Source organism: Micromonospora sp. NPDC047730, from assembly GCF_043204765.1.
GTDB lineage: Bacteria > Actinomycetota > Actinomycetes > Mycobacteriales > Micromonosporaceae > Micromonospora.
In genome coordinates this window covers 410,845-425,892 of the sequence record NZ_JBIDCU010000004.1, presented here as the reverse complement: position 1 = coordinate 425,892, position 15,048 = coordinate 410,845, and the positions used below count along the sequence as shown (strand labels likewise).

Here is a 15,048-nt window from a genome sequence, read left to right as displayed (position 1 = left end):
CTGGTCCACGGGGTTGCTGCGTCCGGCCTGTGGAGACGGCAACACACCTTGATGCCTACGGCGGCGGTCCCCACCAGGTGTCCGCTCATGTAGCCGATGAGCGGATGTCCGGCAAGACCTGGTCACTTCACCATCTGGAAGAGCGGGTGCTGCAGCCAGGAGGCGAGGAGATCGGCATCGACGACATGGCGGACCGCAACCTCATCCCACGCCGTCCGGTAGGGAATCTCGTGCCACCTTCCGGAAAGCGTGGCGATAGTTGCCCGGGAACGATCCTCCCATCGTCGGCGACCAGGGCCGGACTGCAGAGTCGATAGAGCGGAGACGCCCGGCGGTGGAGGTACCGGAAGCGGGCCATCGAGATCGATGAGGCCGCCGTATTGGCGGGCTATCGTCACAGCGAGCTGGGCGAGAAACCGGTGGTCATCCTTGCCGTTGACTGCTGCGGCCAGGACGATCTCGGTGATCGGGAGGAAGCCGGCCGCGCGCGTCAAGCAGACCGCCTCATCAGCGTCGTCGCATTCGTAAGCATCGGGTTCGATGAGCATCGGCCCGGTCTTCGACGACGGCTTCGCCATGCCGAGGTTGCGCGGTTCCCGAAGTGCCCACCAGTTATCTCTGTCCGGGCTGAGCGACTCCGACAGCCACACCCGGAATGCCCTGACGTCGTCAGCGGTCCACTCGACGGGCAGCAGAACTGCGGCGGAAGGCCCGGACACGATGACAATCATGCACCACGGCCGAGGGCACCTGGTATCCGCTCATGCCGCGATCAGGGTGGGGGAGCGTGGAGTCAGTGTGTCGTCGGTGCCGGCCTGCGGCGAATCCGCCACCGCACGTCGACGAGGATCGGTGGCAGCGCGATCGCGGGCGCGGCGAACGCAAGTGCCCGGGTGCACCGTTGCTGGATCTCGTCACGTAGTTCTTCGCAGGTGGTTTGGTGTTCGATGACGTCGCCGCGGGACCGTACGCATTCGTCACCGGGCCCGATCAGAACATCGTGGTTGGCCGGGTTGGCCTCGAAGCAGGCGATTCTGGTCGGCTTCAGTTTCCAGTGGACGCGGTTCGAGGACCAGGCGCACTCATCTGCCGCTGGCTGCGCGCCGACCGATCCTAGCGGTGACGGCTGCCTCCGGCGGGCCTGATCGTGCCGCCGTAGAGATGCACGCGGTTGTCGGCGTCATGGTCCGGTTCGCGTTGGATGAACCTTTCGGGCTCCACTGGGCCATTGGTGACGTGCACTGCCCAGTCCTCGTAGAACCAGCTGGGATTGCAGGCGCATTGGGTGAACGTGAACCGGAAGTTGGCCCGGTAGCGGCCCACCTGCCCCGATGCGAGTGGGAACAGGCGGGCTGTACCACGGTCGCGGGGAAATGCCGCCCGGCCTGGCAGTCGTTCCACGATCACCGCGGAACCCTCAAGGGTGAGCCACAAGCCCACGTCGCGGGCTCGCTCCACGCCCCCACTGAGAACCTCGTCATGGCGCACGTAGCCGGTCGCCTCGTCATACAGCACCTCGTGCACGGCCACGTCGCACATCGGTAGTGAGGCAGGAAGGGGCACCGGGCAGCTCAGGCCACGACGGAGGTCGGCCTGCTGAGCGCCGCGTGCCGCAGCGCTCCACCGCACCCGCACTCGTTGGATGGTGATCATCGCGCAACAATGACGCGTAGCTGTCCGCCTCGCCAGCTGTCATCCGGATCTGCCGCCCGTCGTGCGCGCTGACGGGGCCAGTACAAGTCACGGCGAGTCTGCATGGCAAAAGCAGAGACATGAGATGACGACTGGATGAGCCGGGGCCGTAGAGTGCTGTGATGGTCGACAGTTGGACTCCTCCGCAGCGGGGGAACTGTACCTGCACCGTTCACCTCGAACACCTCCTCGAGGTGGTGCTGCCGCCGGCCCATCCGGATTTGGAACCCATGACCGTCGCCGAACTGCTTGACACCGGCGACCTCAAGACCGACCCGCTCACGGAGGCGGACCGAAAGCGGGGCGGCACCGGATACCACTGGTCCCTCTGGGTCGGTGACGCCGCCCGCGGATACTACGACGACCACGCGTCGCTACAGCTCGACGTGGGCATCCTGGCCGCGCCGGGCGTCGAGCGCGTGGAGTGGCTCGACCGGGAGGAGTTCATGGTCGGCGCGCCGACGCTGTGCGTTGACGGGATGACGGCCGCGGTCGCCAACGTGCTGGCCGATCCCCGCGTGCGGGTGTGAGAAGCCTGCATCGGCACGAGACATCCCCGCTACGCCGGCGACCGGCCGGGGAGCATCGCGGCGGCGCGCGGACATCGAGTTGTCCGGCGTGGAGGAGGGCAAGCCAGTTCGCACCCCGCGCAGTTCCTCGACGGTCAGTTCGAGGAAGCCGACTGGACCAAGCCCGGTGACGTCTTAAGCCGTGCAAGGTGGTAGGCCGAGACGACCGCTCACTGCCGCGCAGGGCGTTCGCTGACCAGCAGGGCAGGGCTAGCAGCCGGTCACTCGGCCGTGAGTAGCACGTCGACAGCTTCGGCGACCGACATGACAGTGGCGTCGGGTGCGGGCGGGAGGAAGAAGTCCGGTCCGTATGTGGCGTGCTGACGGGCGAGGCGGGGCTCGGGGATCCACACCGTCCGTAGGCCGGCGCCGGCACCACCGGCGATGTCCAGGATGAGACTGTCGCCGATCATCCACCCGCCGCCGTCGAGAGTGAGGCCGCAGCGGTGGGCCGCGAGCTGGAAGATGCGTGGGTCGGGCTTGCGTATGCCGACGTCGTGTGAGATGCACCAGGCGTCGACGTTCCGGTCCAGGCCGGTGTTGCGAATCTTTCCGAGCTGGTTGTCGGTCATGCCGTTGGTGACGATCCCGATCTTCCAGTCCTGACGGCGGAGCTTGGCCAGCCCCGCGAGGTCCTCGGCGGAGCATGAGACCAGTTGTGGCATGCGGTGTCGGTACTGTCGCCACAACTCGTCTGCGGGAGTGGTCAAGGCGAACTCGTCGCGGACGATGTCGAAAAACGTGTCCATCGGGCCGTCGTGATGCGCGTCGGCGAAGATCAGCCAGGTGGCCCACTTGGGGTCAAGGTCATGCTCTGCGGTGAACTCCTGTGCCCAGGCGGCGAATGCCCGATCGCGCTGGACGAGGGTGTTGTCGAGATCGAACAACGCTAACCTCTGCATCGCCATACCGTATGGCAGCAGCAGGCCTTGACTAGCATGACGACGCCAAGATCAAGCGCACTCTCTTGCCGCGACGCGCGCGTTCGACCAGGCTCTCGGACGTCCGACTCTGCCGTGAACCGCGCGTCACGCAGCGCAGCCGGCTGCCAAGGGTGGCGGCGCACCGACGTGCCGAGATCAGTAGGTCGGCCTCTCTCCGCTCGATGCATCGGATGGCGCGGCATTCGCATGCCCATCGAGGCGCAGGATCGTTTCTTCGATCTCCGCGTTGCGCCCATTGGCAAACGAGGTCTCCGTTCCTATGACCGCGAATCCTGCCTTCTGCAACACCTTGAGCGATCCTCGGTTGTCACTGGCGGCGCGGGCGAACACAGGCCGGACGGGAACCGATTCGAGAAACAGGGCAAGCGCTCGGCTGGCGATGCCCTGCCCCCAGAAGAGCCTGTCGATCCAGTACGTGACCTCGGTGTCGCCCTCCATGACGAAGCTGGCGATGCTGCCAACGAGCCGTCTGTCGACGGTGATAGCCCGCGTGGTCACCTCAGGCGACGTCCTGACCTTCGCCATGTGACGATCGAATGCGGTGCGGTCGTCGGGATTCTCGGTAGTGAAGGCAGCCATCCGGACCGACTCCGGATCTCGCATCTGTTCGAACAAGGCATCGAGGTTGGAGTCGTCGATTGGTCGCAGCGCCACCTCAGCCACAAGTATCCCCAATCTGGTCGAGCACGGATCAGCGGAGGCAAGGTACCAGCAGCATTCGACGGTCAGTGCAGATCCGACATCCGCATCTGCCACCGACAACGCGCGCCCGGCCTCACGGCGACGGTCGGCACCGGTCAGTTGCGGCCGAATCTGATCATCTAGTATCGGCGGCCGGTACGGCGCACGACATGGGGGTTGGGTTGCATGTGGCCGTTTACGAAGCGACCAAAGGATCCGGTCCTGGACCCGACCTTTGGTGACCCACACCGGAAGGCCTTGATCCGGGCGCTGGAGAAGCGCAAGTGGAAGTTCGCCCGGGAACTGCTCGACATGGCGGCCGATCCGGATGAGATGGCCTTCCTGATGGAGGCAGTCGGCGGGGTCGACGGGATCCAGGACTGGGTCGGCGATTGGATCGACGCCGAGCCTGAGTCGACTCTGCCCGTGCTGGTCGCCGGCTGTCACGCCGTGCACTGGGCGTGGGAGGCACGCGGTGGCAAGCGGGCGAAATACACCACTGCTGCCCAGTTCAAGGGTTTCCATGAGCGGTTGCACTACGCCGAGGCGTTGTTGCAAAGGGTACTCACCCGCGAACCGGATAACGTGACCGCGCGGGCATGGCTGGTCACCAGTTCACGGGGCCTGGGCGTTGGGTCGGCGGAGGCCCGGCAGCGCTTCGAAGCGGTGACTCGACTACACCCGGGGCACGTGGTCGCGCACGAGCAGCGGTTGCAGTATCTGTGTGCAAAATGGTCCGGCAGTCACGAGGAGATGTTCGACTTCGCCCGGGGCGCCGCAACGGCGGCCGGACCGAACAGCCTCCTGCACGAACTGGTGGCCGTCGCCCACATCGAGAAGTGGCACGCCACTGAACGGGAGGTGGGCAACGAGTACATCGTCTCCGACGAGGTCCGTGCCGAACTTCTGACCGCGGCGGATAACTCGATCTTTCACCCGGATTACATCCCCGCCGGCCCTGGCTGGGCGCCCCGGGTGGCGACATTCGCGATGGCCTTGGAACTGGCCGACGAGTTCGACGCGGCCGGGCACGCGTTCGCGCTGCTGGACGGCTTGGTTACCGAGTGGCCGTGGCAGATCCTCGGCGACCCGGTCGAGAAATTCACCGCCTCCCGCGACTATGTGACCACGAACCGTAGCTGACGATCCAGGCGGAGACCGCGGCGTCCCCAGCGCATTACCGGCGCGTCCCAGCCCCGGCGCCGACAGTGCGCTGATCGGGGGTACCTGCCTGGTGACCCCTTCGGCGGCTCCGAAGGTGCCGGCTTCTGGGTGCGCTCGACTCGACGGCCTCCGGCGCACTCTGGTGCTGATGAGCGGATGCCTCGGATCGCGTCGGCGTGTCATGATCGGCTGCGATGAGCAGCCGTATGCACTGAGCCTTTTCCAAGCTGATCTTGCAGCTCCCTCTACACCGTCCGCATGGACCACGACCCCGCACCCGCGCCTACGTCACCCGCCGCACCGCTGAAGGCCGCACCAAACGCGAGGTCATGCGCAACCTCAAGCGCTACATCTGCCGGCAACTCTTCAGAACCCTGACCGGCGCACACCCAGCTACCAACACCCCTTGACAGCTATAGAAGTATCTCAATGGTTAGGTTGAGTCGGGTTCAAGGCTCAGGCCGATGTGGGCCAGGAGACTGTCGAGTAGGTCGGGGAGCGGCGACTGGACGAGCCGAGCGCGTTGCTCGTTGACATGGTCTCGGTGTTCTTCAGGCCAGGAGACACTCCCGCATCCTCGCGCCCACATTGATCACGCCTACCACCCGAGGGCCGGTCGGATCGTGCACGTCGAAGGTGTTGTTGCGGCGCATCCACTCACGAACCGGAGGTGGCAGCCGGGGCGGGTCGTCCATGGCTGTAAGGACCTGCCCAGCGCTCGAGATCAGTCTATCCGCCAGGGCGGCAGCGTCGGTGTCTATCCGCACCCGGCCGTACTCCCAGCCGGCGGTGGTGAGGTCGAGCACCTCGAACACGCGGGTCAGGAGCGGGTTTGGTTCGGTCACTTGGTCGAGCCGGGGCGCCTGGCCGCCGACCACCGCGACGGCGGCGGCCACCTGCGCGTACGGGTGGAAGCCGCACGGCAACGTGAACAGTGGCCACCGCAGGGCTGAGCCGGCCTCCATCCACAGTGGCCGGTAGTTCCGGCGGTGCACCACGAGCCGCCGGCCCGTCCGTCGGTGTATTTCGTTGGCCTGGGCCTGTAGGTCCGCGTGGGCCTCGTCGGCGACCTGGCTCACGATCCGGGCCGCCACCACCAATCCGTCGTCGCCGTTCAGCATTGCGGTGACCGCCTCGACCTGCTCGGAAAACCGAATCTCCGCGCGGCCGCCGTACCGGTACTGAACGTCCCGTAGCAGTGCCTGCTGCCGCCCCGGATCGAGCTGGACCCGCCCGCCGCCCAGGAACCGCCGGAGCCAACGCATTTCGCCTCGTTTCAGCAGAGCCGTCCCAAACTGCGGCAATGCTAGTATCTCAGACCTCCCTCGTATGGATGGGGTGGCTGCGGATGGGGCGGCTGAGCGATCTCTGGAAATCCGCCGCCTCGGCCAAGGCGGACCCGACGCACTCCTCACCGAGGACTACTCCCATGAAACCAGCTGCCTTTGCTGGTCAGCGAACTGCTCCTGCACCGGGTTCCACTGTTCGTCGTAGTAGATCGTGTCGAGGTGAGTCAGTGGTGAATTGAAGATCCGGGCCAACTGCCGGGCGACGGTTGACTTGCCACTGCCGCCGCAGCCGACGATTGCGATCCTGTCCATGATCCCCGGGCGAGACTCATTGACGTCGTGCGGTTGCAGCCGTTTCGCAACGCCTACGGCCCGACAGCGGCGACCTCAATGTCCCGTCGCCGCCGACAAATCGGTGATCAGCTTGTCGAGCACCAGTTCCTCCTCGACTCGGACCCCGGCCGCGAGCATCGCCGCAGCGAGTCCCGGATCCCAGGCCGCGTCGGTCGGCGTGCCACTCAGCGACCCTCCGGTAATCGGCTGGGCGGTGCGGGCCGCGACCCCGGCCAGGTAGTCGGCGGTCCTGTAGCGCCACGGCTGCCAGGGCACCCTGCCGTGCAGCAGGTTGGCGATCCGCAGGCCACCCCAGTCGAAGTCGCCGTGATACCGCAGGTGGGCGCCGGACTGGACCAGGCTGGCCAGCAGCCGCAGCGCCGCGGTGCTGGGCTGGCCGCCGACGCAGGCCAGCGGCGGGCACGCCGCACCGAGCTGGTCGGCCGCGGCGGCCAGCACAGTGGGGTTCTCGCAGACGTACACGGTCCGGGCGGCGAACCGGGGCTCTCCGCGAGCGAGCTGGCGCAGGGTCACGACGACCGGCTCCCCGAGTGCGGCGGCGGGGGCGACGAGGTCGTGCAGCCGGCATCCGGGGATCGTGGGCAGGTTGACGGCGAGCACGGTCGAGGAGAGATCGTCGAGGAACACCCCGGCGGCGTACCAGAGCATCCGGCGTTGCTCGGCCGCTGACTCGGGCAGTGGCGCGTCCCCCCACCAGGTGGCCCGGACGGCCGAGCGGGTCACTGTCTCCAGTGCCCGGCCGGCGTCGAGCGCGTGTGCGTCGCCGGTGGTGCGGGCCGCGATCCGGGCCAGCGGTTCCCCGTCCGCAGGCAGCGCGGCGAGGACGGCAACCAGGTCGGCCACGAGCCGCGCCGCCGCCGGCGGCGTACCGGCCAGTCGCCGCAGCAGCGCGGCCGTGCCCGAGGCGGCGCACCATTCGGCCAGTTCGGCGCGCACGCCGCCGAGTGCGGCGAGCGGTGCGAGGGCGGCCTGCCAGGCGGCGGCCTCGGCGGCCCGCACCTCGGCGAGCACCGCGACGCCTCCGGTCAGCGCCTCGACCGCCCCGGCCAAGCCGCCGGGGTGCATTCCGCTGCGCCGGATGATCCGATCCAGCTCGTCAAGGTTGATGGTCAGGGTGCTGCCGCGACCGGGCGGGCGGCCCAGGACCCGTTCCACCGCCCGCCGTTCGTCCGGGCTGGGCCCGTCCAGGCTCAGGGTGCCGGTCAGCGGCTGTCCCCGGGCGATGCGGCGGCGTAACCGCTGGAACAGCCGTTCGGTCTCCGCTCCGCCGAGCTGCCGGCGTAGCCGTTCCAGGTCGGTCACGGCACGTCCCATAGGCCTGGGGTCGTTTCCGGCTCGGGATGATGCTCGTGCGGCTGTGGGTTCCGCTGCCGTGGCGCGCGCCGCTCCGGCGTGGACAACAGGTGCCGTTCGCGTCCGTCCCAGCGCCACGGGGTGACCAACACCGCGTCGATGCCGTCGTGCCGGGCAAGGTGGGCGATACCGAGGCCGGGCACCTGCGGATAACAGCCCCATTCACGCTCGCTGGTCATCACCACGTCGAGGTCGAAAGTGGCCAGCAGGCCGAGGCACTTCGCCCGGGAGTCGTCGTCCACCCCCGCGAAGGCCTCGTCCAGGGCGATCAGCCGCGGCGCGTACGGGTTGCCGGCCGAGCCGTAGTAGGACGACGCGGCGGCGAACAGCGGAACGCTCGCCGCGAGCACCCGCTCACCGCCGGACGCGGGCCCGGTCGCCGGGCGCCACTGCCCGTCCTGGTGCCGCTGGATCGTGAACTCGTGCCACGCCCGGTAGTCCAGCGCGCGGGTGAGCTGCTCCGACCAGGTCGCCGCGTCGTCGCGTAGCCGTTCCCGGTTGATCTGCTCCTGGAGGAAGGCGCCCACGGCGCGGCGGTCCTCGTCGTTCCAGACGTCCGTGCTCTGCCGCAACTGCTTGGCGCGCAGCTCGGCCAATCCGGCCGGGGCGTCGCGGGTCGGCCGCCACAGCAGCCGCAGCCGCATGCCGGTCGAGGTGGGCCGCACCTCCAGCTCCTCGTTCATCCCCGCGACCTGCCGCTCGGCGCCGACGATCAGCTCCTGGAGCGCCCCGGCCACCTCGTTGACCAGGTGCGTCTCCAGCACCTCCCGCTCGTGCGCGGAGAGCATCCGCTGCCGCTCGTCGATCTCGTCAACCAGCGCGGCGGCCAGGTCGGCGACGGGGCGGCTACGCCCCTGGAAGCTGACCTCGACGACCATCGTCTCCTCACGGATGGTCGTCACCACCTGGTGACCCTGCCGCAGGAGGCCGTCGGTCAGCGCCTTCACATCCATGCTGACCTGCTGCTGCAGCCGATCCCAACGGCGGTCGTCGTCGTCGGTGTCGGCCAGTTCCCGCTCGACGGCCCGGGCCAGCGCCACCGCTGGGGTCGCCGCCCACGACTGCGCCACGTCCGGCACCTCGAGGTCGGGGCACGCCAGGTCGACCAGGCCGGTGCCGGCGAAGGCGCGCAGCCCCTCGACAGCGGCGTCCCGGGCCCCGGTCGCCGCGTGCAGCTCCTGTTGCAGCCGGCTGCGCCGCCCGCCGGCGTCACCCCGGGCGTCCCGGGCCGCTGCCTCCTGCCGCCGGGCCTCCTCACGGTCGCGCTCGCAGCCCTCCAGCAGGCCGGTCGCCTCCGCGATGCGGCGCTGCAGGTCCGCCACGGACGCGCCGGCGGTGGCGTCCAGCGTCTCGAACTCCACTCGGGCCGCCCGAGCCGCGTCCCGCGCCTCGGCCGCCTCGGCCGCTGCCGGCGCCAGCCGCTCCAGCCGCTCCTCGTGCAGCCCGGCCGCCTCGTCCCGGCGGCCGCGCGCCACACGCACGCCCTTTACGGTCGGCCACCAGGCGGCCAGGGCCACCCGGTACGACTGTAGCCCGTCCCGCACCGCGGCCAGCTCCTCGACGTCGTACGGCAGGGCGACGTCGTCGGCGAACTCGGTCGCCTCAGCCAGCGCGGCCTCCGCCTCGGCGAGCCGCCGGCCCAGCGCCGCATCTGCCTCGTCCCGCCGGCCGACGATGCCGCGGCGGGTCTCGTACGCGCCGCGTACCTGGGTGTGGGCCTCCCGCAGCGGCTGGTCCGACGGCAGCGCCCGCGCCTCGGCGACGACCCGCTCCCGCCGCTGGCGCAGCTCGCCGCGCTGGCCCGCGACGGCCGCGAGCCGCGCCGACAGCTCCTCGGCTTCCTGCCGCAGCTGGTTGATCCGCGCCCGGCGGGACGCCTCCCGGGCACTGTCGCCGATGTGCTCCGCCGCCGGCTTGGCCCACCGTCCGGCGAGGACCCCGTTGCCGAACGCGCCGGTCACGTCGACCCAGGTCACCGCTGCGTCGGCGCCGAGGCCGATCGCGGCGAGCACACCGGTGACTGCTTCGTCCGACAGCGCCGCGCAGGCCGGGTCCGCCCGGTCGACCGCCGGGCGGAGCAGCTTGGCCAGGTTCGATGTCGCCGCCCCGCCGGGCCGCAGCACGGTGTCCCCGCTGACCGGGTCGCGCAGCGCCCCGTCGGGGTCGAGCCACGCGTCGAGAATGCCGGCCGCCTCCAGGGCCGCCTCGATGCCGGCCCGATCCGACGCCGGCACCTCCGGGGCGAAGTCCACCACCCGCCACAGCGGCGCGCCCGGCCGGTCCCGGCGCGCCTCGTCGGCGCGCGTGTGCGGCACGGGCGGCGGCTGATGCGTTCCCGCCTCCAGCCGGCGCAGCTCCGCCTCGGCCCGCTGCAGACCGTCGCGGACCTCGCGTTCCTCGGCCTCCAACGCGGCGTCGGCGCGAGCGAGGGCCTCCGTCGCGGCCGTGGCGGCGCGCGCCGTCTCCCGCGCCGCCGGGTTCTCTCCCGCCAGCGTGCCGACCCACTGCTCCAGTTCCGCGAGGACGCCGTCGAGGTCACCGACCGGCAGTTCGACCACGCCCCCGAGGTGCTCCCCGGTCCGCCGGAGCAGCAGCTCACCCGCCTCCGTCGCGGCCGACTCGGCCTCCGCGATCCGCAGGTCCACGGCGGCCACCTCGGCGTCGAGCCGGTCCACCTCCTCGCGGGCCCGGTCCGCCCGACCCCGGGCCGCGCCGGCGGCGTCACGGAGCCGGTCCAGCATCCGCAGCGAACTCGACCGCGAGGCGACCAGTTCGTCCGCGGCGCGGGCCGCCTCGGCCAGCCCGACCGGCAGCGCGGCCACCACCCGCGCCGCGTGCCGGTCGGCCAGCCGCGCCACCGCGGCGTCCCGCTCGACCTGCGCGCGCGCCGCGTCCTCGGCGTCCTGCGCCTGCTGCAGCTCCCGGGTCGTGTCCTCCGCGGACCGGCCGGCGCGGGCCACGTCGGCCTCCAGGTCGCGCAGCCGCCCCTCCTGTCGGACGGCGAACCGGTCCCGCTCGTCGGCGATGCCCTGCAGCCGGCGCAGATGCTCGGCGGTACGTGCCTCCGGGCTGTCCCGCAGCGCCTGCAGCCGCGTGGTCAGCTCCCGGGACCGCTCCGTCAGCCCGTCGATGCGCGCCAACGCCCGGGTCAGGTCGGCGTCGGCCTGGTCGTAGGCCCGCTGCGCCTCCGTCAGTTCCCTGCCGAGCTGTTCGTAGCGGCTGTGCTGCTGGCGCAGCAGCCCGGCCCGGCGGCGCGTCGCGACCCGCGCGTACTGCCGGTAGCGGGTGAGGAAGTCGTCGGCGGCCCGTTTCGTCTCGGCCAGCTCCCGCAGCGTCATCCGCTCGTCGTCCAGGCTGCGGAACGCCTCCGCGACCTGGGTGATCAGGTTCTCGTCCAGCGGCGGCAGCGCGTCGGTGAGCGCCCGGGACAGGCTCTTCTCGTCCGGCCGCTTCGACAGTTGCGGCTGGCGCAGCCGGATCAGCAGGGAGACCAACGCGTCGTATCGGCTGCCGAGCCCGAACAGTGCCTCGTCCACGGCCCGCCGGTAGTCCGCCGCCCGGTCGTAGACCATTCCGGCGGGCCCGACCGCGTCGCGCAGCCGCTCCCGGGTCAACGTCGTGCCGGTCGCACCCACCAGCGTCAGGTCGACGCCGACCCGCTGGCTGGTGACGAAGAACCAGTGCCGGGTGATGCCCCGCCCGGCGACCGCCTTCAGCCCGCAGCCGATGGTGAGAAAGCGGTCCCCGTCGCGGTCGCGGCGGCCGAGCTCCAACCAGGTGTAGCCGAGCCGCTCCTGGTGCGGGTACCTGCCGCCGAGCAGCAGGTTCCACTCCATCCGCTTGTGCGGGTCACCGTCGGGCTCCACCCGGTACGGCGCCAGGTCCCCGTCGAGCAGGAACGGCAGCATCAGCGCCAGCACCTTCGACTTGCCGGTGCCGTTGTTGCCCCGCAGTAGCAGGCTCCCGCCGTGGAAGTGGAACTCCTCCTGGTCGTAGTAGAAGATGTCGACCAGCCCGGCGCGCAACGGCTGCCAGCGTTCCTTCGCCGGGAGCGGCAGATGGTCGGCCAGCGGTACGGTCATCGCGCAGTTTCCCTCGATCGTTCGGACTTGTCGGTGCCCACCCGTCGGGCGGCCGGCTCGCGGATCGTCGGCGCGGCCAGGGCATATCGGGCGACCGCCGGTCGGGGCAGCACGAGCGGGTCTGCTCCCGGCTCGACCCGGATCAGCTTCAGCGCGCGTAGCGCCTCCAACGCCGTGGCGACGAGGTCCACCTCGGCGCCCGGGTCGGTGGCGTGCTTACGCCAGTACGTCTGGTGCTCGACAGCGAGCTCCCGGGTGCGCCGCTGCAGCTCGCTGACCCGTACCCCGTCACCGGCGGCGATGTGCTCCGCCAACAGCAGGGTCAGGTGGCTCTGCATCCCCTCGGCCGGCATCCGCACGTCGGTAAGCTCGTCCTCGGGATCGACCATCGCGATCCCCTCCGCGCGCACCTCGGCGACCAAGCCCGTGAACTGGGTGATCCGGGTCAGCAGCGCGTGACGCTGGCTGGTCAGGTAGGCGCGCTCGGCCTCGGAGAGCTCGTCGTGGTAGACCACCGGCTGCTCCAGCAGCAGCCGGGTCAGCCGGTGCCGCAGCGCCCGGTTCCGGGCGTCGTCCACATCCGGTACGACCTCCAGCGTCAACGCCGCGAGCCGACCCGGCCCAGTCGACTCGTCGATCATCGACGGCCCCCGGGGCGCGGCGAGCAGGCCGGCGATCACATGCCGGTCCACGTCGTACAGGACGTCTCCACCGGCGCCCAGGTACGCCTCCTCGTCCCCGGCCACCCGACGCAGCACCCCCCAGTGCAGCAGCAACCGGACCACGGCCACCATGTCGGCCCGCCGCTCCCGCCGGTCCAGCGCGAACGAGAACCCGGCCGCCGCCAGCGCCGGCTCCGCGGCCCCCGTCACCACCTCCTCGGCCAGCCGGCCCAGCGTGATCTGCCCGTCGGCACGCTCCAGGGCCGCCAGCGCCAGGCAGGCCAGCACGTACCGCTGCCGGGAGAACGGGGTCCGCGACCGCGGATCCCGCGCCGGATGCGTGCCGTCGTGCGGGTCGGCGGCCAGCTTCACCAGCCGTACCGTGTGGGCGTCGGCCACCACCTGCCAGCCGGTCTCCCGGTCGAACCACTCCCGCAGCTCCGCCGCGTACGCCCGGACCAGCCGGTAGGTCTCCGCGTCGGTGAGCCCAGCGACCAGCAGCGGGCGGGCCAGCAGCAGCCGCGCGGCCCTGCGCCGCCGCGCCTCCGGCACGTCGTCGGCGACGGCGCGCCCCCTCACCTGGCCGCCCCGACAAGGTCGATGATCTCGATGAGATGCTCCGGCCCGGTCAGCACCCCGTCCTCGGTGACGACCCGCACCGGTGGGGCCGCGTCGACCCGTCGCAGCCGGACCAGCATCGTGCCGTCCGACGTCGTGGTGGTCACCTCCGACTGGTCCGGCCGGCGGGTGGCCAGGGCGTCACCGAGCAGTTGGAGGAACAGCCGGAACTCGGCGGAGTCCAGCTCCGCCAGCTCGGAGAGGCGGATCGGGCCCGGGGTGGCCAGCGCGGCCCGGGCGCGGGCGGTCTGTTCCGCCTCCCGGCGCACCCGCTCGGCGAGCACGCGACGCTGCTCCGACCGGTCGATCACCCGGTTCGGCGCGCCCCGCCGCTCGTAGGAGCCGGTACGGCGCAGCCGAGGGCTGATCTCCAGGCGGGGCGCGCGCGCCCACGGCGTGGCCGCCGGCACGGGCCGCTCCTCGACGGCGGCGAGGGTCTCGGCGGTGGTGGTGAGGTGCCGCGCGGGGGAGAGCCCGAACGCGGTGTGCCAGAGCCGGTGCGCCGCCTCGTCGTCCGGCGCTTCGGCGAACCAGAGGGCGAGCCGGCGGAAGTCCGCCGAGCGGTCCGACCGCCCGGCCCGCCGCTCGTTGATCGCGGCGACCGTGCTCAGCAACTGCCGGATCCCACCGATCGCCGCGGTACGCAGCAGCCGCGCTTGGGCAGGGCGGCTGCTGTCGCCGCTGACGAACCAGTCGCGTAGCCCCACCCAGCGCAGGCGCCAGGTGTCCAGGGCCTGTCGCATGGCAGCGTCGTGCCCACCCCACGCGTTCCGGTCCAGGTCATCCTGTGCGTCCGCGCCGCCGTGCTCCTCGGTGGGAGCGGTGTCGGCGGCCTCGCGGCGCGCCGCCACCTCCAGCAGCGGTGTCACGCCGACCGCCTCGATCTGGCGGGTGAGCGCCGCGATGTCGGCGCCCCGGTTGGCCAGGTCGGCGATGAACCGCTCCAGGTAGGCGATCAGCTGCTCCTTGTAGGCCAGGAACGCCGCGACGTCGGCGTCGGAGAAGTCGATCGTCCGGCGCAGTGACGCCATGAAGGCCTGCGCGTTGGCGGCCAGGCCGGTGAACCGGTCGACGAGGCTCAGCAACAGCAGGTGCGTCTTCGCCGCGTCCGGCGGCTCGCCAGCCGCCGCTGCTTCGGCGACGGCCAGCAGCCCGCGCAGCTGTTCCGCGATGTCGGACAGGGCCACCGACTGCAGGGCGCCCCGCCGCCCGATCGCCTCCTCGTACCTGGCGATCGCCTCCTCCGCCGCGTGCCCCTCCCGGGTGAGCTGATAGAGGTAGCGGGCCCGGTGGAAGTCCTCAACCGTTGTCACCCGGCCGGTGTCGGGGTCGGCGCGCAGATTTCCCCACTCGGCGAGCTGATCCAGGGCGGCGCGAACGGTTTCCAGCGACGGCCCCGCCCCGATGTCGATCAGGACGTCCTCGGGCCGCAGGTGCACGGTGAAGCGCTGCTTCGCCGAAACGAATGCGTCCAGGATCTGCCGATACAGCGCCGAGTTCTGCGCCTGGAGGTGGGCGAACGGTTGCGCCGGAGAACCGGTCCCGAGGGGCATGGTGTTCATCCTCGCATCGTCGGGCGTGATCTTCGGTGCTGGGACTCACCGTGCGTGCTTGCCTCAACGCCCAGCGGAACAAGACGT

The 15,048-nt window shown here is 70.9% G+C and carries 12 protein-coding genes; 2 read left to right on the top strand and 10 right to left on the bottom strand.

All coding sequences use genetic code 11. The annotated features are described in order from the left end of the window. Positions 1–122 precede the first annotated feature (122 nt). Positions 123–731, bottom strand: coding sequence for a DUF6368 family protein (locus tag ACGF5G_RS13950; protein ID WP_393262538.1), 609 nt, complete (start codon positions 729–731; stop codon positions 123–125). A 382-nt stretch (positions 732–1,113) separates the two neighbouring features. Beyond that, positions 1,114–1,653, bottom strand: a complete 540-nt coding sequence (locus ACGF5G_RS13945) for a hypothetical protein (RefSeq protein WP_393262535.1) — start codon at positions 1,651–1,653, stop codon at positions 1,114–1,116. A gap of 233 nt (positions 1,654–1,886) precedes the next feature. Here ACGF5G_RS13945 and ACGF5G_RS13940 point away from each other — a divergent pair, with 233 nt between their 5' ends. Continuing rightward, a complete protein-coding gene (locus tag ACGF5G_RS13940; RefSeq protein WP_393262534.1) occupies positions 1,887–2,222 on the top strand; it encodes a hypothetical protein in 336 nt (111 codons plus the stop codon). A gap of 260 nt (positions 2,223–2,482) precedes the next feature. On the opposite strand, the gene ACGF5G_RS13935 is transcribed toward ACGF5G_RS13940, so the two are convergent. Next, a complete protein-coding gene (locus ACGF5G_RS13935) occupies positions 2,483–3,148 on the bottom strand; it encodes an HAD family hydrolase (RefSeq protein WP_393262531.1) in 666 nt (221 codons plus the stop codon). Positions 3,149–3,340: 192 nt separating this feature from the next. Further along, positions 3,341–3,868 carry a GNAT family N-acetyltransferase gene (locus tag ACGF5G_RS13930; protein ID WP_393262529.1) on the bottom strand — a complete coding sequence of 176 codons (528 nt, stop codon included), beginning with the start codon at positions 3,866–3,868 and terminating at the stop codon, positions 3,341–3,343. A gap of 276 nt (positions 3,869–4,144) precedes the next feature. Between ACGF5G_RS13930 and ACGF5G_RS13925 the strand changes: the two genes are divergently transcribed. Beyond that, on the top strand, positions 4,145–5,029 hold the full coding sequence (locus tag ACGF5G_RS13925) for a DUF4034 domain-containing protein (protein ID WP_393262526.1): 885 nt from the start codon (positions 4,145–4,147) through the stop codon (positions 5,027–5,029). Between the two features lie 572 nt (positions 5,030–5,601). On the opposite strand, the gene ACGF5G_RS13920 is transcribed toward ACGF5G_RS13925, so the two are convergent. From ACGF5G_RS13920 to ACGF5G_RS13895, 6 genes are all read right to left on the bottom strand, one after another. Continuing rightward, positions 5,602–6,315: a hypothetical protein gene (locus tag ACGF5G_RS13920; protein WP_393262525.1), complete on the bottom strand. Its 714-nt coding sequence runs from the start codon at positions 6,313–6,315 to the stop codon at positions 5,602–5,604. A 156-nt stretch (positions 6,316–6,471) separates the two neighbouring features. Beyond that, a complete protein-coding gene (locus ACGF5G_RS13915) occupies positions 6,472–6,651 on the bottom strand; it encodes a hypothetical protein (protein WP_393262522.1) in 180 nt (59 codons plus the stop codon). A 75-nt stretch (positions 6,652–6,726) separates the two neighbouring features. After that, complete coding sequence (locus ACGF5G_RS13910; RefSeq protein WP_393262520.1) at positions 6,727–7,995, bottom strand: TIGR02679 family protein; 1,269 nt, start codon at positions 7,993–7,995, stop codon at positions 6,727–6,729. Then, on the bottom strand, positions 7,992–12,128 hold the full coding sequence (locus tag ACGF5G_RS13905; protein ID WP_393262518.1) for a TIGR02680 family protein: 4,137 nt from the start codon (positions 12,126–12,128) through the stop codon (positions 7,992–7,994). The genes ACGF5G_RS13910 and ACGF5G_RS13905 overlap by 4 nt, the downstream gene beginning before the upstream one ends. Continuing rightward, a complete protein-coding gene (locus tag ACGF5G_RS13900) occupies positions 12,125–13,369 on the bottom strand; it encodes a TIGR02678 family protein (protein ID WP_393262516.1) in 1,245 nt (414 codons plus the stop codon). Before ACGF5G_RS13900 ends, ACGF5G_RS13905 begins: the two co-directional genes overlap by 4 nt. Next, positions 13,366–14,970 carry a TIGR02677 family protein gene (locus ACGF5G_RS13895; protein WP_393262514.1) on the bottom strand — a complete coding sequence of 535 codons (1,605 nt, stop codon included), beginning with the start codon at positions 14,968–14,970 and terminating at the stop codon, positions 13,366–13,368. The genes ACGF5G_RS13900 and ACGF5G_RS13895 overlap by 4 nt, the downstream gene beginning before the upstream one ends. Between the last annotated feature and the right edge of the window lie 78 nt (positions 14,971–15,048).